The organism is Pararobbsia silviterrae, assembly GCF_003628125.1.
Classification (GTDB): Bacteria; Pseudomonadota; Gammaproteobacteria; order Burkholderiales; family Burkholderiaceae; genus Pararobbsia; species Pararobbsia silviterrae.
Window position 1 is genome coordinate 126,909 of the sequence record NZ_RBZU01000009.1, and the last position, 25,807, is coordinate 152,715.

23 protein-coding genes are annotated in these 25,807 nt (G+C 66.1%); 18 read left to right on the forward strand and 5 right to left on the reverse strand.

What is annotated here, in order from left to right:
- Positions 1-8 precede the first annotated feature (8 nt).
- The 3 genes from lpdA to D7S86_RS19200 all read left to right on the forward strand — a co-directional run bounded on the left by lpdA (position 9) and on the right by D7S86_RS19200 (position 3,720).
- Complete coding sequence (lpdA, locus tag D7S86_RS19190) at positions 9-1,439, forward strand: dihydrolipoyl dehydrogenase (RefSeq protein WP_121088470.1); 1,431 nt, start codon at positions 9-11, stop codon at positions 1,437-1,439.
- A 112-nt stretch (positions 1,440-1,551) separates the two neighbouring features.
- A complete protein-coding gene (gene zapE, locus D7S86_RS19195; protein ID WP_121088471.1) occupies positions 1,552-2,649 on the forward strand; it encodes a cell division protein ZapE in 1,098 nt (365 codons plus the stop codon).
- A gap of 141 nt (positions 2,650-2,790) precedes the next feature.
- On the forward strand, positions 2,791-3,720 hold the full coding sequence (locus D7S86_RS19200) for a transposase (RefSeq protein ID WP_158602028.1): 930 nt from the start codon (positions 2,791-2,793) through the stop codon (positions 3,718-3,720).
- A 119-nt stretch (positions 3,721-3,839) separates the two neighbouring features.
- Here the strand turns inward: D7S86_RS19200 and D7S86_RS19205 are convergent, their stop codons facing one another.
- The 4 genes from D7S86_RS19205 to D7S86_RS19220 all read right to left on the reverse strand — a co-directional run bounded on the left by D7S86_RS19205 (position 3,840) and on the right by D7S86_RS19220 (position 10,038).
- Positions 3,840-4,289, reverse strand: a complete 450-nt coding sequence (locus tag D7S86_RS19205; protein ID WP_240648297.1) for a DUF2147 domain-containing protein — start codon at positions 4,287-4,289, stop codon at positions 3,840-3,842.
- 321 nt (positions 4,290-4,610) lie between these two features.
- Complete coding sequence (locus tag D7S86_RS19210; RefSeq protein ID WP_240648298.1) at positions 4,611-6,254, reverse strand: ShlB/FhaC/HecB family hemolysin secretion/activation protein; 1,644 nt, start codon at positions 6,252-6,254, stop codon at positions 4,611-4,613.
- A gap of 610 nt (positions 6,255-6,864) precedes the next feature.
- A complete protein-coding gene (locus tag D7S86_RS19215) occupies positions 6,865-8,358 on the reverse strand; it encodes a collagen-like triple helix repeat-containing protein (RefSeq protein ID WP_121088473.1) in 1,494 nt (497 codons plus the stop codon).
- 168 nt (positions 8,359-8,526) lie between these two features.
- Positions 8,527-10,038 carry a collagen-like triple helix repeat-containing protein gene (locus D7S86_RS19220; protein WP_121088474.1) on the reverse strand — a complete coding sequence of 504 codons (1,512 nt, stop codon included), beginning with the start codon at positions 10,036-10,038 and terminating at the stop codon, positions 8,527-8,529.
- A 715-nt stretch (positions 10,039-10,753) separates the two neighbouring features.
- Between D7S86_RS19220 and D7S86_RS19225 the strand changes: the two genes are divergently transcribed.
- The 14 genes from D7S86_RS19225 to D7S86_RS19290 all read left to right on the forward strand — a co-directional run bounded on the left by D7S86_RS19225 (position 10,754) and on the right by D7S86_RS19290 (position 24,984).
- Entirely contained in the window at positions 10,754-10,939 is a 186-nt protein-coding gene (locus tag D7S86_RS19225) for a Flp family type IVb pilin (protein ID WP_121088475.1), read from the forward strand.
- Between the two features lie 12 nt (positions 10,940-10,951).
- Complete coding sequence (locus tag D7S86_RS19230; RefSeq protein ID WP_121088476.1) at positions 10,952-11,476, forward strand: A24 family peptidase; 525 nt, start codon at positions 10,952-10,954, stop codon at positions 11,474-11,476.
- Between the two features lie 2 nt (positions 11,477-11,478).
- A complete protein-coding gene (locus tag D7S86_RS19235) occupies positions 11,479-12,033 on the forward strand; it encodes a TadE/TadG family type IV pilus assembly protein (protein WP_240648283.1) in 555 nt (184 codons plus the stop codon).
- A gap of 202 nt (positions 12,034-12,235) precedes the next feature.
- The gene (gene cpaB / locus D7S86_RS19240; protein ID WP_121088477.1) at positions 12,236-13,321 is read left to right on the forward strand and encodes a Flp pilus assembly protein CpaB; all 1,086 of its coding nucleotides are present in this window, start codon (positions 12,236-12,238) and stop codon (positions 13,319-13,321) included.
- Positions 13,322-13,591: 270 nt separating this feature from the next.
- Entirely contained in the window at positions 13,592-14,920 is a 1,329-nt protein-coding gene (locus tag D7S86_RS19245) for a type II and III secretion system protein family protein (RefSeq protein WP_420813265.1), read from the forward strand.
- A gap of 54 nt (positions 14,921-14,974) precedes the next feature.
- Positions 14,975-16,267, forward strand: coding sequence for a fimbrial protein (locus D7S86_RS19250; RefSeq protein WP_121088478.1), 1,293 nt, complete (start codon positions 14,975-14,977; stop codon positions 16,265-16,267).
- Positions 16,264-17,664, forward strand: coding sequence for a TadA family conjugal transfer-associated ATPase (locus D7S86_RS19255; protein WP_121088479.1), 1,401 nt, complete (start codon positions 16,264-16,266; stop codon positions 17,662-17,664). The genes D7S86_RS19250 and D7S86_RS19255 overlap by 4 nt, the downstream gene beginning before the upstream one ends.
- The gene (locus tag D7S86_RS19260; protein ID WP_121088480.1) at positions 17,657-18,601 is read left to right on the forward strand and encodes a type II secretion system F family protein; all 945 of its coding nucleotides are present in this window, start codon (positions 17,657-17,659) and stop codon (positions 18,599-18,601) included. The genes D7S86_RS19255 and D7S86_RS19260 overlap by 8 nt, the downstream gene beginning before the upstream one ends.
- A 45-nt stretch (positions 18,602-18,646) precedes the next feature.
- Positions 18,647-19,735 carry a type II secretion system F family protein gene (locus tag D7S86_RS19265; RefSeq protein ID WP_121088595.1) on the forward strand — a complete coding sequence of 363 codons (1,089 nt, stop codon included), beginning with the start codon at positions 18,647-18,649 and terminating at the stop codon, positions 19,733-19,735.
- An 8-nt stretch (positions 19,736-19,743) separates the two neighbouring features.
- A complete protein-coding gene (locus D7S86_RS19270) occupies positions 19,744-20,520 on the forward strand; it encodes a tetratricopeptide repeat protein (RefSeq protein WP_240648285.1) in 777 nt (258 codons plus the stop codon).
- Positions 20,517-20,819, forward strand: coding sequence for a DUF3613 domain-containing protein (locus D7S86_RS19275; protein WP_121088481.1), 303 nt, complete (start codon positions 20,517-20,519; stop codon positions 20,817-20,819). Before D7S86_RS19270 ends, D7S86_RS19275 begins: the two co-directional genes overlap by 4 nt.
- Before the next feature lie 94 nt (positions 20,820-20,913).
- Positions 20,914-22,758 carry a TadG family pilus assembly protein gene (locus D7S86_RS19280; RefSeq protein WP_121088482.1) on the forward strand — a complete coding sequence of 615 codons (1,845 nt, stop codon included), beginning with the start codon at positions 20,914-20,916 and terminating at the stop codon, positions 22,756-22,758.
- A 48-nt stretch (positions 22,759-22,806) separates the two neighbouring features.
- Positions 22,807-24,198, forward strand: coding sequence for a sigma 54-interacting transcriptional regulator (locus tag D7S86_RS19285; RefSeq protein WP_121088483.1), 1,392 nt, complete (start codon positions 22,807-22,809; stop codon positions 24,196-24,198).
- 39 nt (positions 24,199-24,237) lie between these two features.
- Positions 24,238-24,984, forward strand: coding sequence for a DUF2968 domain-containing protein (locus D7S86_RS19290; RefSeq protein WP_240648286.1), 747 nt, complete (start codon positions 24,238-24,240; stop codon positions 24,982-24,984).
- A 227-nt stretch (positions 24,985-25,211) separates the two neighbouring features.
- Here D7S86_RS19290 and D7S86_RS29600 read toward each other — a convergent pair whose 3' ends face one another.
- Positions 25,212-25,364 carry a hypothetical protein gene (locus tag D7S86_RS29600; RefSeq protein ID WP_158602029.1) on the reverse strand — a complete coding sequence of 51 codons (153 nt, stop codon included), beginning with the start codon at positions 25,362-25,364 and terminating at the stop codon, positions 25,212-25,214.
- Between D7S86_RS29600 and D7S86_RS19295 the strand changes: the two genes are divergently transcribed.
- Complete coding sequence (locus tag D7S86_RS19295; RefSeq protein WP_121088484.1) at positions 25,363-25,764, forward strand: hypothetical protein; 402 nt, start codon at positions 25,363-25,365, stop codon at positions 25,762-25,764. The two genes, D7S86_RS29600 and D7S86_RS19295, sit on opposite strands and share 2 nt — an antisense overlap.
- Positions 25,765-25,807: the final 43 nt, after the last annotated feature.

Below are 25,807 nucleotides of genomic sequence, written 5' to 3' on the forward strand. Positions count from 1 at the left end.
AAAAAAATATGGCTAAAGATTTTGATGTCGTCGTGATCGGCGCGGGTCCCGGCGGTTACGTGGCGGCCGTGCGCGCCGCGCAATTGGGCAAGTCGGTCGCGTGTATCGAGAAGTGGAAGAACCCGAAGGGTGAACTCGCGCTCGGCGGCACGTGCCTGAATGTCGGTTGCATTCCCTCGAAGGCGCTGCTTGCCTCGTCCGAAGAGTTCGAGAAGGTCAGTCATCACCTCGCCGACCACGGCATCACGGTCGAAGGCGCGAAGATCGATCTCGCGAAGATGCTGGCCCGCAAGGAAGGCATCGTCACGAAGATGACCAAGGGCATCGAGTTCCTGTTCCGCAAGAACAAGATCACGTGGCTCAAGGGGCACGGCAAGTTCGTCTCGAAGGGCGACGCCGGCTATCAGATCGAAGTGTCGGGCGAAGGCGAAGCCGAGACGGTGACCGCGCGCAACGTGATCATCGCGACGGGTTCGAAGGCGCGTCATCTGCCGTTCGCGAAGGTCGACGGCACGCTGGTCGCCGACAACGAGGGCGCGCTCTCGTTCGACTCGGTGCCGAAGAAGCTCGCCGTCATCGGCGCGGGCGTCATCGGCCTCGAACTCGGCTCGGTCTGGCGTCGTCTGGGTGCTGACGTGACGGTGCTCGAAGCGCTGCCCGAATTCCTCGGCGCATGCGATGTCGGCGTCGCGAAGGAAGCGGCGAAGATCTTCAAGAAGCAGGGGCTCGATATTCACCTGAGCGTCAAGATCGGCTCGGTCACGACGTCGGACAAGGGCGTCTCGATCCAGTACGCGGACAAGGACGGCAACGCGCAGACGCTCGATGCCGACCGCCTGATCGTGTCGGTCGGCCGCGTGCCGAACACCGACAACCTCGGTCTCGAAAACATCGGTCTCGGTGTCACCGAGCGTGGCTTCATCGAGGTCGACGATCACTGCCGCACGAAGCTGCCGAACGTCTATGCGATCGGCGACGTCGTGCGCGGTCCGATGCTCGCGCACAAGGCCGAAGACGAAGGCGTGCTCGTGGCCGAAGTCATCGACGGTCAGAAGCCGCATATCGACTACAACTGCATTCCGTGGGTCATCTACACGTCGCCTGAGATCGCGTGGGTCGGCAAGACGGAACAGCAGCTCAAGGCCGAAGGCCGCGAGATCAAGGCGGGTCAGTTCCCGTTCTCGGTCAACGGCCGCGCGCTCGGGATCAATGCGGCGGAAGGGTTCGTCAAGGTCATCGCGGATGCGAAGACCGACGAGGTCCTCGGCGTGCATATCATCGGCCCGAACGCATCGGACCTGATCGCCGAAGCGGCGGTGGCGATGGAGTTCAAGGCGGCGTCGGAAGACATCGCCCGGATCTGCCATCCGCATCCGTCGTTGTCCGAAGTCATGCGCGAAGCCGCGCTGGCGGCCGACAAGCGCGCGATCAATATGTAAGCGCCACCCGTCGCGCGGCCCACGGGTTCGCGCGACGCACGACGCTGGCTTGCAGGACCCGGACAAAGGCGAGCTTCGACTCGCCTTTGTCCGTTTTGGGACGATTCCCGCGATGAATGTCACTCAATACTACGAAGAAGAATTGGCCACGCGCGGCTACCAGTCGGATCCCGCGCAACTCGCGGCAGTCGCGCGTCTGCAGCGCTGCTTCGACGAATGGGTGGCCTATAAGGCGACGCGTTCGAGCGCGCTGCGCAAGCTGATCCTGCATCCCGATATTCCGAAGGGGATCTATCTGTGGGGCGGCGTCGGGCGCGGCAAGAGCTTCCTGATGGACAGCTTCTACGCGTGCGTGCCCGTGCAGCGCAAGACGCGACTGCATTTTCACGAGTTCATGCGGGAAGTGCACCGCCAGTTGCAGGAGCTCAAGGGCACGGCGGATCCGCTCGATGAACTTGCGCGACGCATCGCGAAACGCTACCGGCTGATCTGCTTCGACGAGTTTCATGTGTCAGACGTCGCTGACGCGATGATTCTCTACAAACTCCTCCTGGGCCTGTTCGAGAACGGCGTGCAGTTCGTCATGACGTCGAATTACGCCCCCGATGACCTGTACCCGGACGGTTTACACCGCGACCGGATTCTGCCCGCGATCGACTTGCTCAACACGCGGCTCGACGTGCTCAACGTCGACGCGGGGATCGACTACCGTCAGCGGACCTTAAGCCAGGTCCAAGCCTATCTGACACCGCTTGGCGCAGAGGCCGACAAGGCACTCAGAACAGCTTTCACGTCTCTCGCCGCTGTTCCGGATGAAAGTCCGATTCTTCATATTGAACAGCGCGAACTCAAGGCATTGCGAAAAGCCGACGGTGTCGTATGGTTTGATTTTGCGACACTGTGCGGCGGACCGCGCTCGCAGAACGACTACCTCGAGCTGGCCTCGCGTTTCCACGCGGTCATCCTCTCCGAGGTGCCGTGCATGTCGCCGCGTATGGCATCGGAGGCGCGTCGCTTCACGTGGCTCGTCGACGTGCTGTACGACCACAAGGTCAAATTGCTGATGTCGGCCGAGGTGCCGGCGGCGGAGTTGTACACCGAAGGCAAGATGGCCAACGAGTTCGCCCGTACGGTTTCACGCATTATCGAGATGCAGTCTCGCGAGTATCTCGAAACGCCGAGGCGCGTCGTGAACACATCACTGACATAGGCTGACCGGCATTTCAGACTTATCTGATTTGCCGAATCTCATCGTCTCGATAACGTTCTCCCTGTCCCGTTCTGGTTGAGTTCGGGAGGCCCGTCATCCGCAAGTTCGCGGTTGATGCGGCTCACCATTCAAGGAGAGTGTATGAAACCTTATCGAGTTCTGACCGATGAGGAGTGGCTCGCGGTCGCGCCGCTGCTGCCTGAACTTCAACCGCGCAAGGAAACGCGCGGACGTCCCCTGACCAACACGCGTGAAGTGCTCAACGGCGTGCTCTGGGTCATGCATAGCGGATCATCGTGGTCGATGTTGCCGCGTCGATTTCCTTCGTATCAGACCTGCCATCGGCGCTTCAAGGCGTGGCAGCGCATGGGTGTGCTCAAGCGCGTGCTGACGCAGTTGTTCGGGCCGGCAGGCGACGAGTTCCACACCGCCATCGTCGCGCGTATGCGCAATCCGCAGCCCACGGGCGCGGCGGCCCGCCCGCAACGCGCGGCCGATCCGATGACGCACGCCGGCGGCGTCGCCGCCGCCGACTCGGTCTGGAGCGCCAGCGTGCTGCACAGCGCGTTCGCACAGTTGCCGTCACGCGCGCCGCTGCGCAACGCGCTGCATGCTTGCGAGTCCATGAGTCCGTTCCATGCCGAAGCGTCTTGCGGTCAAGCGCCGATGCCTGCGCATGCGGCCATGGAGATCGCTTCGCGTACGTCGTCCGATGTTTGCGCCGAGCAGGATGCGCATGGTGATCGGCACGAGCGCCACGAGGCACGGGAGGTTCACGGCGTGGAGGCGGATTCCGACGTGTGCGGTCGCTGTGAGGGCGAAGGTCGTCCGACAGCGGGCGCCGTACATTGGGGTGCGAGCCAGCATGCCGAAATGTGCGCGTGCGACGACGCGGCGCATGCACGGAAAGATGCGCCGATCGGCGCGCCGTGCGCGATGGGCGACATCGCCCACGCGGACACCCGGGATACGCAGGAGACGATGACCGCATGGCATGCCAGGCCGGTTTCCAACCATCCAGCGGACTTTGACGCGATCCAGGCCGTCAGCGATGCCTTGCCCGAACGTTGATCGCGTCGATCGACACCGTGTGCATCAACACGACAGCGCGACCGGCCGGTTTCGGGATCGGACGAGTCGCGCTGCACGTGTCGTGCGTGCCGTGCGTCGTCGAAGGACGACGCACGAGCCTACTGTTGACGGCTCCACGTTTGTGAGCGCCCGATCAGCGAAATGCCGATGTATCCGCGGACGACGAGCTTCTGGCCGTTCTCGTCCGTGTGCATCGTGCATTTGTACAGCGAGCCGTTTTCGGGGTCGAGAATCTGCCCCCCGTCATATTTGTCCCCATCCTGCTTCATGCCGTTGATGATCGTCATGCCGAGCATGAGCTGATCCTTGCGATAGTCGGTGCACTTGTCGCAGCGGCGGCCCGGTTGATCGTTCGGGCCCAGGCCTTTGAGGATCTTGCCGCTCAGCGTGCCATCGGCGTCCTGCGTAATCTGCACGAGCGCCTTGGGTTGGCCCGTGTGATCGTCGATCGTCTGCCAGACGCCGACCGGCGAATTGTCCGTTTGCGCGTGCGCGAGCGGTGCGAGCACGAATCCTGTTGCCACGATCGCGGCGCTCAGCCGGCGCATCGTTTTGCGCATCGTCGCGCGGGGCGTCGTCGCGAGCCTCTGGGTCTGCATGTCTTCCTCCTGATACGCGTCAGTGCGGCGGGCCGCGATGCCCGGTTCGCCTGCGCCGTGGTGCGCCGTGCGTGCGGCGCTGTTGTCGTCTCTCGTCGATGCGTGCATCGGTGTCCATGACCCAGGCCGTTCGGTCCCAAGCCTGCACGTGATGCCGGCCCAGCATAAGCGAAAGCGGCGGCCCGATCTCGGAAAAACTCCTCTAAACGAATGTCTGAGGTGGCGTTCGTGTCGTCACGCGCGCGTCATCAGGCGGTCTGAGGCGACGCGTCACTGAAAGTTGTACGAGAAGTTCGCATTGATGCGCGGGCTCCGCGATGCGCTTTCGATCGGTGCGTCGGCCACGGCCCGACCGACGGCGAGATCGAGTGCATAGTGCTTGAGATCGCCAAAGCGCGCGCCGATCGCGATCGACGCGAGATGGCTCGGATACGTCGGACCGGAGTGCAGATAGACGCGTGCCGTATCGAACTCGAGATAGGGCTGCACCGTCTTGAAGTACGTGTAGCCGAGGCTGAACGCGCGGTTCAACTCGATCGACGCGCCCCAGCCGGAGTCGCCGGCCGCCTCGCCGGCCTGGTAACCCAGGCCGAAGCGTTGCGCGCCGAAGGTGATCTGCTCGGAGGTCGGCAGCGAATCGCCGCTGTATTGGCCGGCGATCGAGAACGTCGTCCCCAAGCCCAACGGCCATGCATTGGTTTGCGTGTAGCTCGCGTTCGTCTTGAAGAACGCGATATCGACCTGGTTGTTCGGCGCGGCGCCCGCGACGTTCGAGTAGGCGTCTTTCGATGCGCCGAGGACGTTGAACGCCTTCGAGATCGAGAGCGACGCCTTGAGCGAGCGATCGTTGCTCGTGTCGGCGAAGTCGAGTTCGGGCGACAGCACACGGACGTTGGATCGAAGTCCGAGTTCGGCGCCCGTCGTGCCGTTCGTATAGCGATCCTCGTCGTGCGTCGCATAGGCGCTCAATTGTCCGACGAGGCTGCGCGTGTTCGAGAGGATGAACGGATACGCGATTGCGCCGCCGAACTTGTCCTGTGTGACCGTGCGTCCGACGCTCGACGGCAAGCCGGGATTGTCGACGGGTTCGCCACGGTAGTGCGATGCGTTGAGTTTGCCGACGAGGCCGTCGGTGCCCAGCGGCGCCGAGAAATTCGCCGCGAAATAGGTGACGTCGTCGGGGCCGGGCGGAAACAGCGCCGAGACGCTCAGTTGCTCGCCGAATCCGAGCACGCCGTTTTCGACGGCTGTCGCGAGAGCCTGCACGCCGGGGTGATTGAAGTCGGTCCCGATATTGAAGTCGAAGCGTTTGCGCTCGACCTTGAGCTCGAGCGTCGTACCGCCGTCGGTCGTCGTCGGCGGCGGGACATTGGCCGCGATCTTGACGCCCTGCATGAGGCCGAGCACGTTGATATAGCGCTCGAACGTGCTGCGACGAAGGGGGCGGTCGGCTTCGATGCGCGACGCGATCGCGCGAATCTTCGCCTCGGCATTCCCCGCATCGCCGCTGATCTGTACCTTTGACACATACCCTTCGACGACCGTCACGCGCACGACGCCATTGGCGAAGTCCTGCGCGGGAATAAACGCGAACGACAGCGCGTAGCCGCGTTCCTGATAAAGACGCGTGACGCCATTGGCAATCTCGATGAGTTCGCCGACCGTCGTTTCCTTGCCGACGCGCGGCGCAAAGCGTTGCGCCACTTCGTCGAACGGCAGCGCCTTGACGCCTTCGATCTGGACTTTCGTCGGCGTGAGCGTGCGCGCGAGCAACTGTTCGAGCGGCGCGTTGGGCTTTTCGACCTGCACGGTGACGCTCGGCGCGGGCGGGGGCGCATTGACTTGCGGCAGCGTCTGGATCGGATTGCCGCCGACCGGCGCGCGGGCCGCCTGCGCGAACGCCGCGTGCGGCATGCCGAGCAGGGCGATGCCGATGGCCGCCACGATCGCCGTGATCACGGGCGCGGTGAAGGGCGCGGCACAGGGCGCTGGCATGACACGGGGCACGACACGGGGCGCTGCGATGCCGGAGCCGACGGATGCGCCAGTGTGCTCGGTGCGCTGCACGGCGGCGCACGCGGCGGCCACCGTGACGGGGCCGGTGGCCGATTCCGCGGCCGACTTCATGGCCGACTCGATGGCCGACTCGATGGCCGACTCGATGGCCGATCCGATGGCCGATCCGATGGCCGATTCAGTAACGGATTCGGTAGCGGAGTCGATAACGGCTGCCGCGGCGGATGCAGATGCGGATGCGGTGGCCGATGCGGTCGCGGCCATCGCCGCAGACGTGGTGGGACGGAAGCCCCGTGCGTTCTTCGTCATGATGCGTCCTCGTAGTCTTTGTGTTGTGTTCTATGGCCTTGTGCGGGACTGCCGGCGCTTGCGCGCCGGCACCCGTCTCTTTATCTGCGCCCGCCTCCCTATGCGCGGCGCCGGGTATGACCCGTCCTGCTCTGTGCTGCTCTTTGCTGCCGGGCGCGGCCTGCCTCCCTATGTGCGGGCCGGCCCGTTTTCCTGCCTGTCAACGTGCGACCGCGATCGGCGTCTTCGTCGTTGCGCTGTTGTTCGTTGCACCGCCGACGCCGCTGCCGCTGCTCGTGCTGCCGCCGAGGCTGCCCGTCACGCCGCTCAGCAACGCGGTCACGGCCGAGAGCGGGTTGCTGCTGGACGACGTGCCGCTCGCGCTTGCGCCCGTGCTCGAACTGCTGCCCACGGCGGACGTCAGACCCGACACGAGCGCCGTCACCGGAGCAAGCGGATTGCTCGAGCTGCTGCTGGTGCTCGTGCCGCCGACGCTCGTGATGTTCGTAATGCTCGTGATATTGGTGATGCTCGTGATACCCGTCAGTCCGCTGCTGCTGCCGGTCAGGCCGCCGAGCAGCCCGCCGAGTCCGCTGCTGCCCGACGTACCCGAGCCGCTCGTCGAGCCGAGCCCGTCGAGCGCGCCGAGCAGCCCTGACAGCGGACCGAGCGTGCCCGACGACGTGCCCGTGCCGCTCGTCGGCGCGGTGCTCACGTTGCCGAGGTTGGCGAGCAAGCCCGCGATCGGCGCGCCGCCGTTGATGCCGTTGCGGTCGAGCAGGCTGCCCGCGCCCGCCACCGTATTGCCGAGGCTCGTGACGACTTGTCCGAGGTCGTTGACGACGACGTTGTTCGACGACGCGCTGACCGTCTTGCCGCCCTGCGACACCGCGCCGCCGACCGCTTGAAGCAGGTTGTCGACGGGGGCGCCGAGGCTCGTCGCGCTACCGACGGTTTGCGTGGTGTTCCCGAGCGTCGTGACGATCGGCGTGATGATCGTGCTCGTTTGCTGCGTGAGCGCTTCGACAGGGCCCGTCGAGAGCGTCGTGCCGAGCGTCTGGCCCGCGCTTTCGAGCGATACGCCGACCAGTCCGACCGCGCCTGCGAGCGGCGTCGTGACGGGGCTCAACGCGCTCAAGGGGCCGCTCGCGCCGAGCCCGCCGATGACCGTGCCGACGCCGACGACGGCGCCGCCCGCATCGGTCACGACGTTGCCGAGACTCGAGACGGTCGTGCCGACCGGATTGGTCGACGTGCCGATCGTGCCGAGCCCGTTGCCGATGCCCGAACCGAGATCGGAGACGATGTCGCCGACGCTCGATACCGTGTTTCCGAGCCCTTGCGAGACTTGCGAGCTGATGCCGGCGGGCAAGGGCGTGGTCGCGATCACATTGCCGAGATCGGATGCGGTCTTGCCCACTTCGGTCGCGACGCCCGTGTTCGCGGCGGTCGTGGTCGTCGTGCCGGTTGTCCCCGTGCTGCCCGTCGAGCCCGTGCTGCCCGTGGACCCGGTCGACGAGGTGCCGTCGGAGCCGCAGCCCGCGAGGCCGAGCGTCAGGGCGCACGCGGCGACGAGCGCGGTGCCCGAGACGGAGTGCGCGAGCGCGCGGGAGATCGCTCGTGCGATGGGACGTGAGGGGCGGCCCGCGCCGTGCGCGCGGATCGCTGCGATGCCATGGGCGATATCGCGAGAGGCGTCGTCTAAACCATTCATGTTTGTCTCCTTGGGAGGACGGATAAGCCGAGCCGGAGCGTCACGCTGACGCAGGGGCGATACGGTGGGCCGGCCGGGTCAAGGGCGCCCGGCTGTCCCTCGGAAAGGCGCGCGCGTTGGCTCGTTGCCCCGGAACCACGGCACGCGCGCGCCTGTTACACGCGTTCGCTACTTATGGCCGAGCAGCCCGCCGACCACGCCGCCCAACAGTCCGCCGACGCTCGTGACGCCGCCCGACGCCGACGTACCGCTCGTGCCGGTGCTGGCGACGAGTCCGCCGGCGGGTGTCGTGGTCGTCGCGGTGGTTTGCGCGGGCGTCGACGTCGTCGTCACGTGGACCGTGCTGTTGAGCGTGCCGGTGACGGTGCCGATGGCGCCGGTCAGCGCGGCGAGCGGGTTCGACGCGCTGGTGCCGCCCGTCGATCCGCTCAGGGTGCCCGTGAGGCTGCCGACGAGGCTTGTCACGGGGTTGCTCGTGCCGCTCGTGCCGAGCGCGCCCGTGAGGCCGCCGACCAGACTCGTGACGGGGTTCGAGGTGCCGGAAGCGCCGCCGAGCGTGCCGGTCAGGCCGCTGACGAGGCCCGTGACGGGGTTGCTCGACCCCGTCGCGCCGCTGAGCGAACCCGTGAGTCCGCCGAGGGCCGAGCCGAGCGTCGTGAGCGGCGTCAACGACGCGTTGCCGCTCACGAGACCGCCGACGCTCGCGACGGTCGTCCCGACCGACGAGACGAGCGCGCCCGTCGATGCGCCGATCGGATTGTTCGTCGCGCTCGCGATCTTCGAGCCGGCGAGCGTGAACGCGCCGCCGATCGCGCCGAGCGCGCTGTTCAGCGGCGCGCCGAGCCCGGTCGCGTTGCCGGCGGTCTGCGTGACGGCCGCCACCGTCGAGGTGATCGGGGTGATCAGCGCGCTGGTCGTCGACGTCAGTTGCTCGACCGGGCCGCTGGTGAGCGCACTGCCGAGCTGGGTGCCGACATGGACGACGACGGCGCCCGTGCTGTCGACGATCGAGCCGACCGTGCCCGTGACGGGGGCGAGCGCGGACAGCGGTCCGGTGCCGAGACTCGCGATCGTCGCGCCGACGTCCTCGGTCGTATGGCCCGCGTCGGTCACGACGTTGCCGACCGTGCCGACCGTCGTGCCGACGGGATTCGTGCTCGCGCCGAGCTGACCGAGGCCGTTCGACAGGCCGCTGCCCAGGGCGCCGACAATGGTGCCGACGCTCGATACCGTCGCGCCGGCATCGCTCATCGTCGTGGCGCTGACGCCCGGTACCGATGTGTTACCGATCTGGTTACCGATCGACGAGACCACGTTGCCCGCGGACGACACGACGTTGCCCGTGTTGTCGACGACCGTGCCCACCGCGTTGGCGGCCGTCGCGCCCGAGCCGCCGCTGCCCGTGGTGGTCCCGCCGCCCGTGGTTCCGCCGCCCGACGTGCCGCCCGTGTCGCCGCCGGACGTCCCCGTCGAACTCGTGCCGCCGCTGCCCGTCGAGCCCGTGCTTTGACCGTCGCCCGAGCTGCCGTTGCCGCCCGTCGTCGCGGTCGTGCCGCCCGAGCTGCCGACACCCGTGTTGGCGGAGCCCGAGCCCGCGCAACCCGTCAAGGCGATCAGCGTCACGACGGCGCCCGCGATGGCGGAATGTTTGAATGCCCCGTAAATCGATTGCTTGTTCATGGTTTTTCCCCTCGTTCTCGGTTGGCCCGATTCGTTTGGCCGGTTCGTGTGGTCCGATTCAATTCGGCGGCTCACATAGGGCAACTGTCATGCCAATGCGAATCAAGCGTGCGTCTGAGCGACGGGGGAGAAAGGCTGCGCTCCAGATGCGGCGCGGCTTTGCGCGATTTGAAAGGAGTTTGAATCACAGCGATAAAGCCGCAAGCGGAAAAGGGGAAAAACGTTTGCGGGCCGCTGGCCGATCGAATGTAACGTTACGAGCCCGGATCGACGTAACGGAACGCGCGTAACGGTACGTCGGGAGAAACCCTCGGAATGGATTTCTTATGCATTCAACTCATTAGCGTCCAATGGGAATTTTCTTCCCTGAGCCCCGTCTGGTGTACGTTTGCGGGGCTAGAGGAACCGTTCGAAACGGCTGTCTGATACTTGTTCACAGCGTGAGGATCGACTAAAAACATACCCAATCGCACGCTGTGTATTTTCACCAACAAGAATATTGCTTGAATTTTGGGTGTCCGCTATAAGTGAGAAAAATCGCGATCAGAGGAGGGCCGGCTATCGAAACGCTTAATGTTGCAATGCGATTTCATGGTTCGCCTGTTTGAATTCTCATTGAAGCAAACGGCGATCGTTTATTTTAATTCGGACGGGATCCTCAGCGTGGACTCAGGATTATTCGCCCGGATCAGACACTAATAATGTGTGGGCCAATATGAAAACCCAAATCCAGACCTTTCTTAAAGATGACACGGGCGTTACGGCGATCGAATACGGTTTGATCGCGGGACTGATCGTGGCGGGGATCGTCACGGCTGTCACGGCCATCGGGACGAACCTGACGACGGTGTTCAACACCGTGTCGAGCGCCGCGCAGACGGCGGCAGCCAACACGCACTGAGCGTTCGCGCAGATGCCGATCCCATTCGTGGTGTTCGGCGCGTGGGCTGCCGCAGTATCGATCTATGACATCCGCGTGCGCAGGGTGCCGAACGGGCTTGTCCTGTTGGGTCTTGCGTGTGCGGGGTCGCAGTTCGTTCCAGGGTGCGCCGGCCTCACGCGCGTGGGCGAGTTGACGCTCGCGCAGTCGCTGCTTGGCGGCGCGCTCGCATTCGCCGTGTTCGTGCCGCTCTATGCGTTTCGCGCGATGGGCGCCGCCGACGTCAAAGTCTTCGCGGTCCTCGGTGTCTGGCTCGGCGGCGGCGTGCTGCTGCCGGTCTGGATGATCGCGAGCGTCGCGGCGTGCGTTCATGCGGTCTACGCGGTCGCGAGAACGCGTTTGCCGCCGGTCGTCGTATTCGGTCACGCGGTTGCGCTCGGCGGCGCGGCGCAGCGGCCGATTCGCGGCGCGCCCTATGCGGCGTTTCTCGTGCTGGCCGTGTGCGCGGTCCTCGCGCATCGTGCCGGGCTCATCGCGCTGCCCGTCTGGGGAGGTTGACCATGACACGCCCGCTCATGACTCGGACCCGCGCGCCGCACCCGGCGCGTGCCGTGCGCCGCGTCAGTCGTGGACAGGGACATGCGCATGGGCATGCGCGACATGCCTTGCACACGCAGCGCGGGGTCGCGGCGGTCGAATTCGCGTTTGTGTTCCCCCTGTTCTTCGTCGTGCTCTACGCGATCGTCGCGTACTGCCTGATCCTGCTCGCCAACATGGCGATGTCGGGCGCCACGCAGGAAGGGGCGCGCGCGGCACTCGCGAGCGCCGGGCAGACGACGCTGACGGCCGAATACGCGGCCCGGCTGCAGAACGCGTGCACGCGCGCGAGCGCGCTGATGACCTGGTTGCCGAGCGCGGCGTCGAGCGCGTCGTGCACTCAGAGCGCGTGCGGGCCGTCGAACGCGATGGTGTGCGTGACCGTATCGATGCAGTACGACTATGCGTCGCAGCCGATCGTGCCGAACCTGCCGCTGCTCGGGTTCGTCACGCCGAATACGCTCGGCGCGCAGGCGACGGTGCAGCTCGATCCGGCCAGCATCATGTCGAATATGTAGGGGAAGCCAAGCAGGTGCAGCGCGTGGCGGCAGTGAGGAGTGGCAGTGAGGAGGGGCAGTGAAGTGGGAGCAGTGAAGCAGGCGTTTTGAAGCAGGTGTCGTGGCAGTGAAGCAGGGGCAGTGAAGGACGCGCGTGGGAACGCGTCCTGATACGAACAACAAACTTGGGGGGCGAGGCGTCGAACGCTTCGCGTAGAGGAATATGGTCAACCTGACGAAGGCCCTGGCAGGGCTTCTCGTGGTCGCCGCGGTCGCGCTCGGGGTGTTCGCGTGGATGGTCGCGCGTCATCCGGCGCCCGTCCCGATCGTGCATGTCGCGCCCCCCACGTATGCGGTCGTCGTCGCCTCGCACCCGATGCGCGCGGGTGTGCCGATCGCCGCGTCGGATCTCGATGTGAGCCGTATGCCGCAGAGTCCGGCGGGCGGTTTCAGCGATACCGCATCGCTGGTCGGCCGCGTGCCCGTCGTCGATATCGGCGCGGGGCAGGCGATCGTCGAGCGTGCCTTGCTCGCGGGGCTCGCGGGTCGGCTCGAACCCGGCGAGCGCGCCGTCGCGATCAAGGTCGACGAACTCGCCGGCGTCGGCGGGCGCGTGCGGCCGGGCGACTGGGTCGATGTCTTCATGCTGTTGCATCGCGACGATCGTAGCGGCGAGATCACCCGCACGCAGGCGCGCTTGCTGCTCTCTAAAGTGCGTGTGCTCGCCTACGGCCGTTCGGATATCACGCAGGACGACGCGGGCGCCGCGGCGCCCGCGAGCGGCGGCGCGGCGCGCTCGCGCGCGGATGCGCAGCCTTCGAACACGGCCGACGCGAATCCGACGTCCGCCACCTCGCGCGCTTATGCGCAGCCCTCGAATGCGTCCGCCGCGCAGAATGCCGCGAACGATCCAGCCAATGCGCATACCGCGGTCATCGCGCTGCGCGTCGAGGACGTCGATGCGCTCGCGCTCGCCGACAGCGCGGGCCGCCTCGTGCTCGCGTTGCGCAATCCGGGCGACGAACGCGTGTCCGACGACGCCGCATTCGGTCCGAGCGGCTCGGTGCTCACGCAGGTCAACGGCGGCGCGACGCCGCCGCGCGAGCCCGAAAATCGCGCGGCCGCGGGGCTTCTGCTCGAACAACTCGTGCGCGATAAGGGCGCGCCGCGCAACGGCGATACGCCGTTGCCCGCACTCGCGCCGATCCCGCGCGCGACGCGAGTGAGCGACACGATGGCCCCCGCGCGTCCGCGTGACGCGGGTGTCGAAATCATTCGCGGCACTCACCGCGATACGACAGGCGGCTAACGCGACCGGACCCCAACTATGAAAACGACCCGCCGCCCGCCGCTTCCGTTCCGCCCCGCGATGCCCGTCGTCATCGCGGGTGCGCTCACGATGTCCGTCCCCCTGCATGTCTGCGCGTTCGACGGCGCGCCGGGCGATCAGGCCACGCTCGCGTCCGTCTCGCCCGCGCCGTCGTCGCTTCCCGCGTCATCGCTTGTGCCGTCTGCGCCGCTGCTTGCGCCGTCCGCTGGTATGGCAACCGGAGGTATGGCGAACGGTGTAGCAACCGGTATGGCAACCGGACCCGCCGCGCGGCCCATGCTCGGCCGCCTCGCCGCCGCCGACACGCCCACATACGGTTCGCCGGCGGGGGCGGGCCATGCATCGGTTGCGAGCCCGCGCGCGTCGTCCGTGCTGAACCTCGTCGTCGGCGTCCAGCAATCGTTGACGGTCGGCACATCGCTTGCGCGCGTCGCGATCGGCGATCCGGACATCGCCGACGTGATGGTCATGCGCGGAGGCCCGGCCGGCAGTCTGTTGCTGATCGCGAAAGCGCCGGGCCAGACGAGCCTGCTCGTCTGGCCGCGCGACGCGTCCGAACCGCGCCGCTACACGGTCAACGTCGTCGGCGCGGCCGCGCGGGCGCTCGCGGACCCGAACGGCGCCACCGTCTCGGCCGCCGGCACGTCGACGCTCATCTCGGGCGCTTCGCCGAGCATGGTGTCGCACGAACGCGCGGTGTCCGCCGCGAAGACGATGACCGGCAAGGAGGGATCGGTCGTCGATCAATCGAGCATCGCGGTGTCGCCTGTCGTGCAGGTCGACGTCAAGGTCGTCGAGTTCAGCCGGTCCTTGCTCAAGGAAATCGGCATCAATTTCCAGAAGATGGGCAGCGGCTTCTCGTACGGGATCGCGAATCCGGGCACGACCAGCACCGATTCGCCGATCGCGAGCGCGTTCAATCTCATCGCGAACTGGAGCAGCCGCGGGTTGACGGGCAGCTTGTCGGTGCTCGAAGACGACGGTCTGTCGCGCGTGCTCGCCGAGCCGACGCTCGTCGCGTTGTCGGGGCAGAGCGCGAATTTCCTCGCGGGCGGCGAGGTGCCGATTCCGGTACCGCAGGGACTCGGTTCGACCGCGATCGAATACAAGCCCTATGGCGTGGGACTCACGCTGACGCCGACCGTGCTCGGGCCGAACCGCATCGCGTTGAAGGTGGCGCCCGAGGCGAGCGATCTCGATTTCGCGCACGGCGTCACGATTTCGGGCGTCTCGGTGCCCGCGATCCTCACGCGCCGGGCCGACACGACGGTCGAACTCGGCGACGGCGAGAGCTTCGTGATCGGCGGGCTCATCGACCGCGAGACGATCACGAGCGTCGACAAGGTCCCGTTTCTCGGCGATTTGCCCGTGATCGGCGCGTTCTTCAAGTCGCTCAACTATCAGCAGACCGACAAGGAACTCGTGATCGTCGTGACGCCGCATCTCGTCTCGCCGCTTGCGAAGGGCGCGGTCGTGCCGCTGCCCGGCGAGAAGCAGGAGCAACGCGAAGGCGGTGTCTGGCGGTCGTTTGTCGGCGGCATGGCGTCGGACGATGCGTTGCCGGGATTTTCGAAATGAGTACGACGGTTCGTACGGCGCGAGTATCGGGCTCGCGCATCTGGGAGTGCGGAGATGAACGCGAGCGTGGAACCCTTGGCTGAACGCGAGATCGTCGATCACTTCGTGCTGGCGTCGAACGACCCGGCACATGTGTTCTGGCTCACGAGCGGCTTGCAGGCGGCCGGCGCGGTCGAAGCGACACGGATCGACGCCGAGGCGCTCGCGCAGCGCATCGGCGTCATCAATCCGTCGATCGTGTTTCTCGATTTCACCGGGGAACAGGGCGGCGCCGCGACGGAAGCCGCGTCGACGATCCGCGCATCGTTCCCCGATTTGCCGATCATCGCGCTGGGCGCGATGTCCGATGCGGGCAGCGCGCTGGCGGCGCTGCGCGCGGGCGTGCGCGACTTCGTCGATACGCAGAGTCCGATGGAAGACGCCTTGCGGATCACGCGCGACGTGCTCGCGAATCTCGGCGACGTCGTCGTGCGGCGCGGCAAGCTGACCGTGCTGCTCGGCGCGCGCATCGGCATCGGCGTGTCGACGCTCGCGGCGAATCTTGCGTACCGGCTTCAGATACAGAATCGAGATCATGCCGAGCACGAAGCGCGCGCGCAGCGCCGCCGTCATACCGACCATCCGGTCGCGCTGCTCGATCTCGGGCTGCCGGCGCACGACAGTACGCTGCATCTGAATACGCGCTGCGAGTTCGATTTCGTCGACGCCGTGCGCAACGTGCGCCGCATCGACCAGACCTTCGTGCATACCGCGCTCTCGCGCCATGAAAGCGGCCTCGCGTTGCTGTCGCTGCCGTTCGATCTCGGGGCGATGCGCGAGGTGTCGTTCGCGGGCGCGATCGGGCTCGTCAACCGGTTTCGGGCGTTCTTCGATCAGCAGATCGTCGACCTCGGCGGCTTCTCGAACACGGCGTTCACCGCGCATCTCGCGCGCGCAGCCGACGAAGTCTGGCTCGTCTGCGATCAGGGCGTGGCCTCGATCGTGTCGGCCGTGGCGTTGCTCGACGAACTCAAGGGACTCGACGTCGATATCGGCGCGATCCGCCTCATCGTCAACAAGTTCGATCCGGGCCTGAGCCTCACGCCCGAACAGGTCGCGCACCGGCTCGAATTGCCGTTGGCGGCCGTGGTGCCGGCGCGCGCGGTGCCGCTCGGCCGTGCGATCAATCAAGGCACGCTGCTGGCCGAGCAGGCCGAGCGCGATCCCTATGTGCGCGCGCTCGACGCGCTGATCGGTCGTCTGGAACCCGAACCCATGTCGTCGCCGATCGAACACGCGGGGCTCGGTGCGCGGCTTCCGCTCGGGCGCTTCCTTTCCTCATCCAGAAAGCGGGTTTCATCACGATGAGCAAGAGCATTGAATTCGCCGACGACGCGCACGCGTTCGACCAGACGCAGCAATTCCAGGACGTCAAGCACGCGGCTCACGAGCATCTGCTGACGCGCATCGAAGAACTCGGCGCCGAGTTCGGCCGATGGTCGCGGCAGGCCATCAGTCAGTTCGTCGACCTCGAAATGGACAGCTTCGTGCGGCTGCGCCATGTGCCGATCAACGAGAGCGAAGTCCGGCAGATCGCCGAGGCGCTGACGAAGGAGCTCGCGGGCTTCGGCCCGATCGAGGACCTGCTCGCCGACCCCGCGGTCGAGGACATCCTGATCAACGGCTATAACGACGTCTACGTGTCGCGGCACGGCGTGCTGCAGAAGATCGGCGTGCGCTTCGCGGACAACGCGCATCTGCTGCGCATCGTGCGGCGCATCCTCGCGCCGATCGGACGCCGGCTCGACGAATCGAATCCGATGGTCGATGCGCGCCTGCCCGACGGCGGCCGCGTCAACGTGGTCATCGAGCCCTTGTCGATCGACGGCCCCGTCGTATCGATCCGCAAATTCCGCAAGGACCCGTTGCGCCCGGCCGATCTGCTGTCGCTCGGCACGATGAACGCCGAGATCGCGGCGTTGCTCGACGCGGCGGTCCAGGCGCGCTGCAACGTCCTCGTATCGGGCGGCACGAGCTCGGGCAAGACATCGCTGCTCAACGCGCTCGCGTTCTTCATCCCCGATCACGAACGCGTCGTGACGATCGAAGACACCGCGGAACTCTCGCTGAATCATCCGCACGTCGTGCGGCTCGAAAGCCGCCCCGGCGGATTCGACGGCGCGGGCGTTGTCAGCATTCGCGATCTGCTGCGCAATACCTTGCGGATGCGTCCCGACCGGATCATCGTCGGCGAAGTCCGCGGCGGCGAGGTGCTCGAAATGCTGCAGGCGATGAACACGGGCCATGACGGCTCGATGGGCACGATACACGCGAGTTCGCCGCGCGAGTGTCTGTACCGCCTTGAAATGCTCGCGGGCTTCTCGGGCTATCAGGGCAGCGAGGTGAGCCTGCGCCGTCAGATCGCGAATGCGATCGACTTCATCGTGCAGATCGGGCGGCAGCCGAACGGCAAGCGCCGGATTCTCTCGGTGACTGAAGTCACGGGCCTCGGCGACAACATCGTATCGACGCAGGAGCTCTATCGCTTCGAACCGAAGAGCGGACCCGACGGCGAGGATATCGATCACTGGCAATCGCTCGGCATCCTCCCGCATTCGCCGAAGCTCGCGCGGTTTCGCGCGGCGTTGTCGGCCGCGCAGGGGCAGGCGGACGGCGGCGGATTCGGCGGTCCGGGCGGTGGCTTTGGTGGTATGGGCGGCGGCATGAGCGGCGGCAGTTTCGGCGGTGGAGGCTATCGTGCCTAGCGTGCTCGCCGGTATCGCCGCGTTTGCGCTGCTCTTGATCGCGCTCGCGCTCTGGCTCTGGCAGCGCGCGACGTTCGTCGAGCAGCGCGCGAGCGTGCAGCGTTTCGTCGACAGCCATGTCGCGGCGCCCGCCGCGACGCGCGGTCCGGCCGGCGCTCACGAAGCCTCGGCGCTTGAGCAAGCGCTGCGTCGGTGGAGCGCCCCGCATGTCGAACGCGCGATGCGTATCGCGCATCGTGCCGGCATTCACGATATCGCGCGCTTCTATCTGATCGCGGCACTCGTGCTCGCGGTGCTCGGCCTGTTCGTCTGGATTCGCCTCGGCTGGATCGCGAGCGTCGCGGTCGTCATCGCCGCGGCGGCGTGCTTGCGGTTCGTGCTTTGGCAGCGCGCGGTCGCGCAGCAGCAGCGCATCGTCACGCAGCTCCCCGGGTTTCTCGATGGCGTCGTGCGCATGATCACGATCGGCAACAGCGTGCCGGCCGCGTTCCAGGCCGCCGTGCCGAGCGCCGACCTGCCGCTGCGAGAGTGCCTCGAACGCGCGTCGCGCATGATGCGCGCGGGCGTCGAGATCGACAGCGCGCTGCTGCAGCTCGCCGAACTGTATCGCGTCGAGGCGTTCATGCTGATCGCGGCGGTCGTGCGCCTGTCGGTCCGCTATGGCGGCCGCGCCGACATCGTGCTCGAACGCATGGCCGCGTTCATGCGCGATCGCGAGATGGCCGAGCGCGAACTGCGCGCGCTGTCGGCCGAAACGCGTCTGTCGGCATGGATTCTCGGCGTGCTGCCGCTGGCGATCGGCGGCTTCATCGTGTTCCGGAACCCGTCGTATTTCGTCGGCATGTGGAACGACGCGACCGGCCGCGATCTGCTGTACGGCGCACTCGGCCTTCAGGCGTCGGGTGCCTTCCTGCTTTACCGGCTCGCGAAGCTTTGAGTGCGTCGGGGAATGCTCATGGACACTTTTATGAACGCGCTGTCGATGGACGCCTCCGATCTGTTTGCGCTGAGCTGCGCGCTGTTCGCCGTCGCGCTCGTGCTTTGCGGTCTGTTGCTGATCCGGGGGCTGCGCGTGCACGCGCGCAGTGAACGCATGCTTGAACACGCGCTTGCGGAACGTGCCGCGCAGATCGGACACGCCGCCCGTATCGGTCAGCCCGCGCACGAGGCGCGCATGCCGCCCGCGGGCGCGATGCGGATGCAGTCGGCGGGGACGGCGGCCTTGGCCGTCGACGGCGATGCGCGCGCGGGCGCGCAAGCGGGGCGCGCGGAACGTGCGGATCGTACGGCGCGCACGATGCGCGAGCGGCTCGCGGCGCTCGGCATGCGCGGATTCGAGACGCGGCTCGGCAAGCAGCTCGTCGCGTCCGAGGACCAACTGCTGCTCGAACAATGCGGCTTTGTCGATCCGCGCGCGAAAGGCGGGTTCCTGATCGCGCGCGTGCTGTGCGCGTTCGGCGTGCCGCTCGCCGCGAGCTTCGCGTTCGACAGCGTGCTCGGCGACGGCGTGGTCCACGCGACGGTCGTGCTGTTCGCCGCGTTGTGCTTCGGGTTCATGGTGCCGAAATGGGTGCTCGCGCGTATCGCGGCGAATCGGCGCCAGTCGGTCGTCGACGAATTGCCGATGCTCGTCGATCTGTTGCGGCTGCTGCAAGGCGTGGGCTTGTCGATCGATCAGAGCGTGCAGGTCATCGTCGGCGAATTTCGTCGCGTGCTGCCCGTGCTCGGACAGGAACTCGAGATCGCGAATCGGCAGTTCGTCACGGGGCGCACGCGCGAGCAATCGCTGAACCGTCTCGGCGCGATTTTCGACAACGACGATCTGCGCGCGCTCACGCGCCTGATCGTGCAAGTCGACCGCCATGGCGGCGCGGTCCAGGAACCGCTCAAACAATTCGCCGAGCGGCTGCGCGAAGCGCGGCGAACGGCGCTGCGCGAACGCATCGGCAAGCTGACCGTCAAGATGACGACGGTCATGATCACGACGCTGCTGCCGGCCTTGCTCATCGTGACCGCGGGTCCCGGTTTTCTCGCGGTCATCCGTTCTCTTTCCGCGCTGGCCAAACCATGACCCCGACGATGACGACACCGCACAGACCCTCGCGCGGCGCGCGGCCGAGCCTGCGCGCGCGGATGGCGACGTTCGCCGTGTGCGTATCGCTGTGCGGGTCCGTCTGCCTGAGCGGGTGCGCGGCGCGCAACGGATACGGCGTCGGCGACGCCGCCGCGAATCAGTCCGCCGAGGCGCAGGCGCTCGCGCAAAAGGACAAACCCGATTCGGCCGCGGTCTATCTCGCACTGATCGAACAGATGCAGCAGAAGGACATGTATTTCGCCTCGCTCGCGCACCTCGATCAATACGAGCGGCAGTACGGCGCGTCGCCGAAGACGACGCTGATGCGCGCGGACGCGCTGCGCGCGACGCACCAGATGGCGGCGAGCGCCGAGGCGTATCAGGCGCTGTTCGGCACGCCCTATGCGCCGCAAGGCTATCGCGGTCTCGGGCTGATCGCGGGCGAGCGCGGCGACTTCGCGCGCGCCGCGCAATATCTCGCGCAAGCGGCCGATACGAACCCGACCGATGCGCAGACGCTCAGCGATCTCGCCTACGCGCGCATGCGCGCGGGCGATGTCGCCGCCGCGCGCGTGCCGATCATGAAGGCCGTCGAACTCGATCCGAAGAGTCCGAAGGTCATGGGCAATCTCGCTTTGTTCTTGCTCGCGAACGGCGATGCGCGCAACGCGAACGGACTCATGACCGCGCAAAGCATGTCGCGCGATGTGCGCGACGCCGTGAACAAGGACGCGCAGGCCGTGGCGGCCGCCGCGCATCGACAAAACAGGAGCACGCAATGACCTCAATGATGAGCCTGCGCGCAATGGTGGGCGCGTGCATCTGCCTCGTGGCCATCGAGGCGCACGCATGGGGCAACGACACGATCGTCGATCCGCCCGTCGGGACCGCCACGGAACACGCGCTCGAGATTCAGCGCAGCGGCGCGCAGGCCGGGCAGCCGTTGTCGATGTCGGGCGATCAGGCGAGCGCCGCGTATGCGCGCTACCTGAAGTCGTTCAGCGCGCCGATACCCGTGACCTTCAGTTCGTCGCTCAAGAGCGACGTCGGTTCGACGAGCAACACGTCGTCGAACCCCTGACGCGTCGCGCACGACCGACCGATCGAACCCGATCCGACCGCGCCGACGATGCCCGACCGATAGACCCAAGACGCAGCTCGACGCCGGACCGATCATGAACTTCAAGCCACAGACTCGACGCCTCGCCGCGGCGTCACGCATGCGCGGCGCGATCGCGATCACGGCGGCGATCTGGCTGTCCACCATCGTCGTCGCGCTCTGCGTCATCGACGTCGGTCACGTCTGGTGGGAGCGGCGCGCACTTCAGGGTGTGGCCGATATGATGGCGCTGTCGGCGGCTCAGCGTCTCGACGATACCTGCGGCGGGACGCAGTCGGTCGCCGCGCAGATCGCCGCGTCGAACGGCTATACGGGCACCTATACGGTCACCTGCGGTCGATTTGAAACTGGATCAAGTACATTTACCGAGCAGGGTTCGCCGTATACGACGGTCAATGCGATTCAGGTTCTGCTGAACAGCACGGTCAAGTACTGGTTCATGCCGATGATCGGCTCGCTGAGCGAGGGCGTCGCCGTGCAATCGACCTCGCGCGTGGTCAACGTCAACGCGTTTACGCTCGGCACGTCGCTACTCGCGGTGCAGACGGGCAATTCGGCGTTGCTCAACGGCCTGTTGACCTCGCTGCTCGGATCGAGCGTGAATCTGGGGATCGCGTCGTATCAGGCGCTCGCCGACGCGCAGATCAAGCTCGGCGATCTCGCGGCCCAGGTCAACTCGAACGGGGCGAACGACATCGTGCAGATGCTCGCGAGCTCGCCGACGCTCGGTACGCTGTTGTCCGCGGTGAGCCACGTGCTACCTGCCGGTGACGCCTCGCAAACCGCCTTGTCGGGCTTGTCGTCCGCGGCGACTGCCGGCGGAAGCGGCAACAAGGTGCCGATGGACGGCTCGAACGGCCAGACGGGACTGCTCGACGTCGGCCTCGAAAACAAGAACGCGGCCGCGAACGCGACGATCGATGCGCTCGACGCGGTCATGGTCGCGGCGATGGTCGCGCATACGACGGGCAACGGCGTGGCGCCGATCGGTCTCAGCGTGAGTCTGCTGCCGACGATCGCGGGGATCGATTTATCGCAGTCCCAATTGTCGGTTTCGCTGGGACAGCCGCCGGTGCTCGCAGTCGGCGAGGCCGGTACGGCGAGCACGATCGCGCGCTCGTCGCAGATCAAACTCTATCTCGACCTCCAACTGTCGACGCAGTCGCCCAACGATCCGCTGGGACTGATTCTGGCGAACCTGACGGTCGAAGTGCCGCTCTATCTCGCGATCGGCAACGGTCAGGCGACGCTGACGAAGACGCAATGCGGATCGGGCGTGAACGACAGTTCCGCGCAGATGTCGGTGCAACCGAGCATTTTGCAGGCGTGCATCACGACTCAGCAGAGCGCGTTGAATCTGTTCAATGCGGCGCCGATCGGCCCGGCGCCGTCGTGCACCGGCGCGGTCACGCTCGTGAGTCTGTCGTTGCTGAATCTCGGGATCACGCCGGCCACGCCGCCCACGCTCTCGATCACGAGTCAAAGCGCCTATGCGTCGGCACAGCCGGCATCGTCGACCGTGACCTTTACGGGGGTGGGCACCGATATCGTGTCCGCCAACCCCGTGGCCGCGAATTCGAACGATCTCGGTCAGGATCTCGCGTCGGTGCTCGGCGGCCAGTCGGGCGGCGTGCTCGGTCAGCTCGTCGCCGGATTGCAGCTCAAGATCTCCGGGTTGGGCGCACTCGGCGGGCTCCTTTCCGCGGTGATCTCCACCACGTTGTCCACCGTGCTCGGCCCCGCAGTCCAGTTGCTCGTGCAGAACGTGCTCACCACGACGGTCGAAAGTCTGTTGAGCACGACGATTCCCCCTTTGCTCAACGCGCTGGGCGCGCAAATCGGCTCGGCGACCGTGACGGATCTGTCGCTGACCTGCGGCAACGTGGAGCTGGTCCAGTAACCTAAAATGAACGCACCCGGCGCGCGCACGGCGCAGCCGTAGGACATCATGGCCAATAAAATTTCTATCCCGAAACTCGACGCGCTCGACATCTATGTCTGGGAGGGCAAGGCGGACATCGTCGAGCGCGTTTCGCGCTGCATGGCGAGTTTCGAAGTCGAGGTCATTCGGGCCGACGGCATCGCGATTTCGGCCGAGCGCGTCGCGTCGCGGCCATCGATCGCGCTGATGAGCGTCACGGTCATCGATACCGGCGCCTTGTCGGCGCGCGACTGGGAAACCGCGCACGGCATGCCGGTCGTCTGGGTCGGCGCCGCCGCGCGCGCGAACGACCCCGCGCAGTTCCCGGCAGAGTATTCGCATATTCTCGCGGTCGATTTCACATGCGCCGAACTCCGGACCATGGTCACGAAGCTCGTGCTGCAAATGCGCGCGCATGTCGCCGCGACGCAGGCGCCGACCGCGCTCATCGCGAATTCCGAACCCATGCAGCAGTTCCTGCGCGAAATCGATGCATTCGCCGACTGCGACGCGAGCGTGCTGCTCCATGGCGAAACCGGCGTCGGCAAGGAGCGGATCGCCCAGTTACTGCACGAAAAAAATGCGAAATACGGGAAAGGGCCGTTCGTGGCGGTCAATTGCGGGGCAATTCCCGATGGACTTTTTGAATCGTTGTTCTTCGGTCACGCGAAAGGCGCGTTTACAGGAGCGGTCGGCTCGCATAAGGGTTATTTCGAACAGGCGGACGGCGGCACACTTTTTCTCGACGAAATAGGAGATCTTCCTCTTTATCAGCAGGTCAAGTTGTTGCGCGTGCTCGAAGACAGCGCCATCACGCGCATCGGTTCGACCTCACCCGTACAGCTGGATTTTCGTCTTGTTGCAGCGACGCATAAAAACTTATCCAATCTCGCTAAAGAACAGGAGTTTCGTGCCGATCTCTACTACAGGCTGGCGGTCATCGAACTGACGATACCGAGCCTCGAAGAGCGGGGGGCTGTCGACAAGATCGCGATTTTCAAGGCTTTTTTGGTTTCTGTACTGGGTGAAGGCAAACTGGCCGAACTCAACGATATTCCGTATTGGCTTACGGACGCGATCGCCGACACGTATTTCGCCGGCAACGTGCGTGAGCTGCGTAATCTGGCGGAACGCATCGGGGTCACCGTCAGGCAACTGGGGTGGGATACGCAGCGTTTGCAGGCGATCCTGTTACGCGCTCGGAGCAATCCGGCGCCGCGCATGGATGCCGCCGAGGTTGTCGACCGGAGCAAATGGGATATGGCCGAGCGCGGCCGTATTTCGGAAGCGCTCGAGGCCCACGGCTGGCGACGCCAGGATACGGCGCAGTTTCTCGGCATCAGCCGCAAGGTGCTCTGGGAGAAAATGCGGAAGTATCGGATGTTCGACGATGAACCAGAGGCGCGTGAATTTGAGTAAGATTGCGCGTCTCGATAATAATTAGATCTGTGGATTCAAATGAACGATAAGTTGATGGGAATGCGCGCAGCGCTCGTCGCGCTCGCGGTCGTGTGCGCGGCGAGCGAGGCGCAGGCCCAGGCAGCGACGGCGGATGCGGCCAGCGCCGTCTCGGTCGCCCAGCCCGCGGCGGCCGACGGCGTGGTGGTTGCGTCGGACGGCGCGGCGACGGATCAGCCGCTGCCGGCCGGGCAAACGCAGACGGCGCTGACCGAACCGGCGCCCGTTCAGGACAACGGCGGCACGGTCGCCGAACTGCAGAAGCTGATCCAGAACAACGCTGTCACCGAGTTGCGCACGACGTACAACGGCAGCTACGGCGCGAGCCTGTTGTTCGACGGCAACGAAATGCAGTATTACGTGACGCTGTTCCAGCAGAAGAATTTCTGGCGCGTCATCAAGACGTCGAGCGATGTCCGTGCCGACGGGATTTACGCGGATTTCGTGCGGCGCACGACGCAATTGTCGGATATCGAGATCCGGCGCACGAAGCTCGAAGCGCAGAAGGCTTACACGGCGAAACTCATCGCGATCAACGAGGAGCGTGCGGCCTACCTGCAGGCGGACCTCGACAATCAGCACGCGCAGCAAGCGCTCGTGACCGCGCATCAGCAGGAAACGGCGCAGCAGGCGGCGCAGCTTGAAGCGGCGCGCAAGGCCGAGCAGAGCAAGCTCGACGCATTGCGCCGTCAGATCGAGCAGATGCGTCAGCAAACTGAAAGCGGTTTGCCGCGCCGTTATCGCTAAGGCGCGCCGGACACCGTACACTCCCGGGCGGATCCCTGTCTGGAGGAGTGTATGAATGTCCGAGTCGTCCGGGGCGCGCGTGCCGTGCCCCGGTATGCCGCCACGCCGATGGCGGCATGGGTGTGTTCCGCATTGGTGGTATGCCTCGGCGCCGGGCTCTCCGGTTGCCATTCCTCTTCGACTCAAAACGACACCGGCGCAGCCAAGCGCGACGCGAGCAGCGCCGCTCAGGCCGGCGCGGTCGATGCGGCCTCGGGTGCGGCATCGAAAGCAGCATCCGGTGCGGCATCAAATACGACATCAAATACGGCATCAGCTACGGCATCAAGCGGCGCCTCGGGCGCGCTCGCGGGCATCGCGAAAGCGGCGAGCGCCGCCATGGCGGCGGGCGCATCCGCGGTGTCGGCCGCGCGTCCCGCGTTCGATGCGGCCGCCGCGACATCGACGAGCGCGCTCGGTATCGTGGCGGCGTCGGTTTTCGAATCGGCCAAGGCCTCGATCGGGATGCCCGCGTCGGGTCCGCGTCTGAGCGATGTCGCGAATGCAACGAACGCCACGATCGGCGAAGCGGCGTCGAAGGTCATTGCGAAAGCCGGCGATGGCCTCATCGAGGCCGGCACGCAACTCCAGTCGTTCGCGAGCAGCGCGGTCGCGGCCAGCACGCCGCTCGCCGCGAGCCGGGCGGACGCGTCCGCATCGGCGGTCGCATTGGCGTCCGCGCCGGCTTCGGCATCGCGTCCCGGATGGCGTCGCGCATCGTACAAGCGGCATGCCCGGTGAGTGCGTGGTCTCGATGCCGCGCGATATTGGGTGGATTTCACGT

What these genes read in the sequence shown, in the direction of transcription:
- lpdA (WP_121088470.1), top strand. Translation starts at nt 9, where the DNA reads ATGGCTAAAGATTTTGATGTCGTCGTGATCGGCGCGGGTCCCGGCGGT.
- zapE (WP_121088471.1), top strand. Translation starts at nt 1,552, where the DNA reads ATGAATGTCACTCAATACTACGAAGAAGAATTGGCCACGCGCGGCTAC.
- D7S86_RS19200 (WP_158602028.1), top strand. Translation starts at nt 2,791, where the DNA reads ATGAAACCTTATCGAGTTCTGACCGATGAGGAGTGGCTCGCGGTCGCG.
- D7S86_RS19205 (WP_240648297.1), bottom strand. Translation starts at nt 4,289, where the DNA reads ATGCGCCGGCTGAGCGCCGCGATCGTGGCAACAGGATTCGTGCTCGCA.
- D7S86_RS19210 (WP_240648298.1), bottom strand. Translation starts at nt 6,254, where the DNA reads ATGCCGCACGCGGCGTTCGCGCAGGCGGCCCGCGCGCCGGTCGGCGGC.
- D7S86_RS19215 (WP_121088473.1), bottom strand. Translation starts at nt 8,358, where the DNA reads ATGAATGGTTTAGACGACGCCTCTCGCGATATCGCCCATGGCATCGCA.
- D7S86_RS19220 (WP_121088474.1), bottom strand. Translation starts at nt 10,038, where the DNA reads ATGAACAAGCAATCGATTTACGGGGCATTCAAACATTCCGCCATCGCG.
- D7S86_RS19225 (WP_121088475.1), top strand. Translation starts at nt 10,754, where the DNA reads ATGAAAACCCAAATCCAGACCTTTCTTAAAGATGACACGGGCGTTACG.
- D7S86_RS19230 (WP_121088476.1), top strand. Translation starts at nt 10,952, where the DNA reads ATGCCGATCCCATTCGTGGTGTTCGGCGCGTGGGCTGCCGCAGTATCG.
- D7S86_RS19235 (WP_240648283.1), top strand. Translation starts at nt 11,479, where the DNA reads ATGACACGCCCGCTCATGACTCGGACCCGCGCGCCGCACCCGGCGCGT.
- cpaB (WP_121088477.1), top strand. Translation starts at nt 12,236, where the DNA reads ATGGTCAACCTGACGAAGGCCCTGGCAGGGCTTCTCGTGGTCGCCGCG.
- D7S86_RS19245 (WP_420813265.1), top strand. Translation starts at nt 13,592, where the DNA reads ATGGCAACCGGACCCGCCGCGCGGCCCATGCTCGGCCGCCTCGCCGCC.
- D7S86_RS19250 (WP_121088478.1), top strand. Translation starts at nt 14,975, where the DNA reads ATGAACGCGAGCGTGGAACCCTTGGCTGAACGCGAGATCGTCGATCAC.
- D7S86_RS19255 (WP_121088479.1), top strand. Translation starts at nt 16,264, where the DNA reads ATGAGCAAGAGCATTGAATTCGCCGACGACGCGCACGCGTTCGACCAG.
- D7S86_RS19265 (WP_121088595.1), top strand. Translation starts at nt 18,647, where the DNA reads ATGGACGCCTCCGATCTGTTTGCGCTGAGCTGCGCGCTGTTCGCCGTC.
- D7S86_RS19270 (WP_240648285.1), top strand. Translation starts at nt 19,744, where the DNA reads ATGACGACACCGCACAGACCCTCGCGCGGCGCGCGGCCGAGCCTGCGC.
- D7S86_RS19275 (WP_121088481.1), top strand. Translation starts at nt 20,517, where the DNA reads ATGACCTCAATGATGAGCCTGCGCGCAATGGTGGGCGCGTGCATCTGC.
- D7S86_RS19280 (WP_121088482.1), top strand. Translation starts at nt 20,914, where the DNA reads ATGAACTTCAAGCCACAGACTCGACGCCTCGCCGCGGCGTCACGCATG.
- D7S86_RS19285 (WP_121088483.1), top strand. Translation starts at nt 22,807, where the DNA reads ATGGCCAATAAAATTTCTATCCCGAAACTCGACGCGCTCGACATCTAT.
- D7S86_RS19290 (WP_240648286.1), top strand. Translation starts at nt 24,238, where the DNA reads ATGAACGATAAGTTGATGGGAATGCGCGCAGCGCTCGTCGCGCTCGCG.
- D7S86_RS19295 (WP_121088484.1), top strand. Translation starts at nt 25,363, where the DNA reads ATGGCGGCGGGCGCATCCGCGGTGTCGGCCGCGCGTCCCGCGTTCGAT.
- D7S86_RS29600 (WP_158602029.1), bottom strand. Translation starts at nt 25,364, where the DNA reads ATGGCGGCGCTCGCCGCTTTCGCGATGCCCGCGAGCGCGCCCGAGGCG.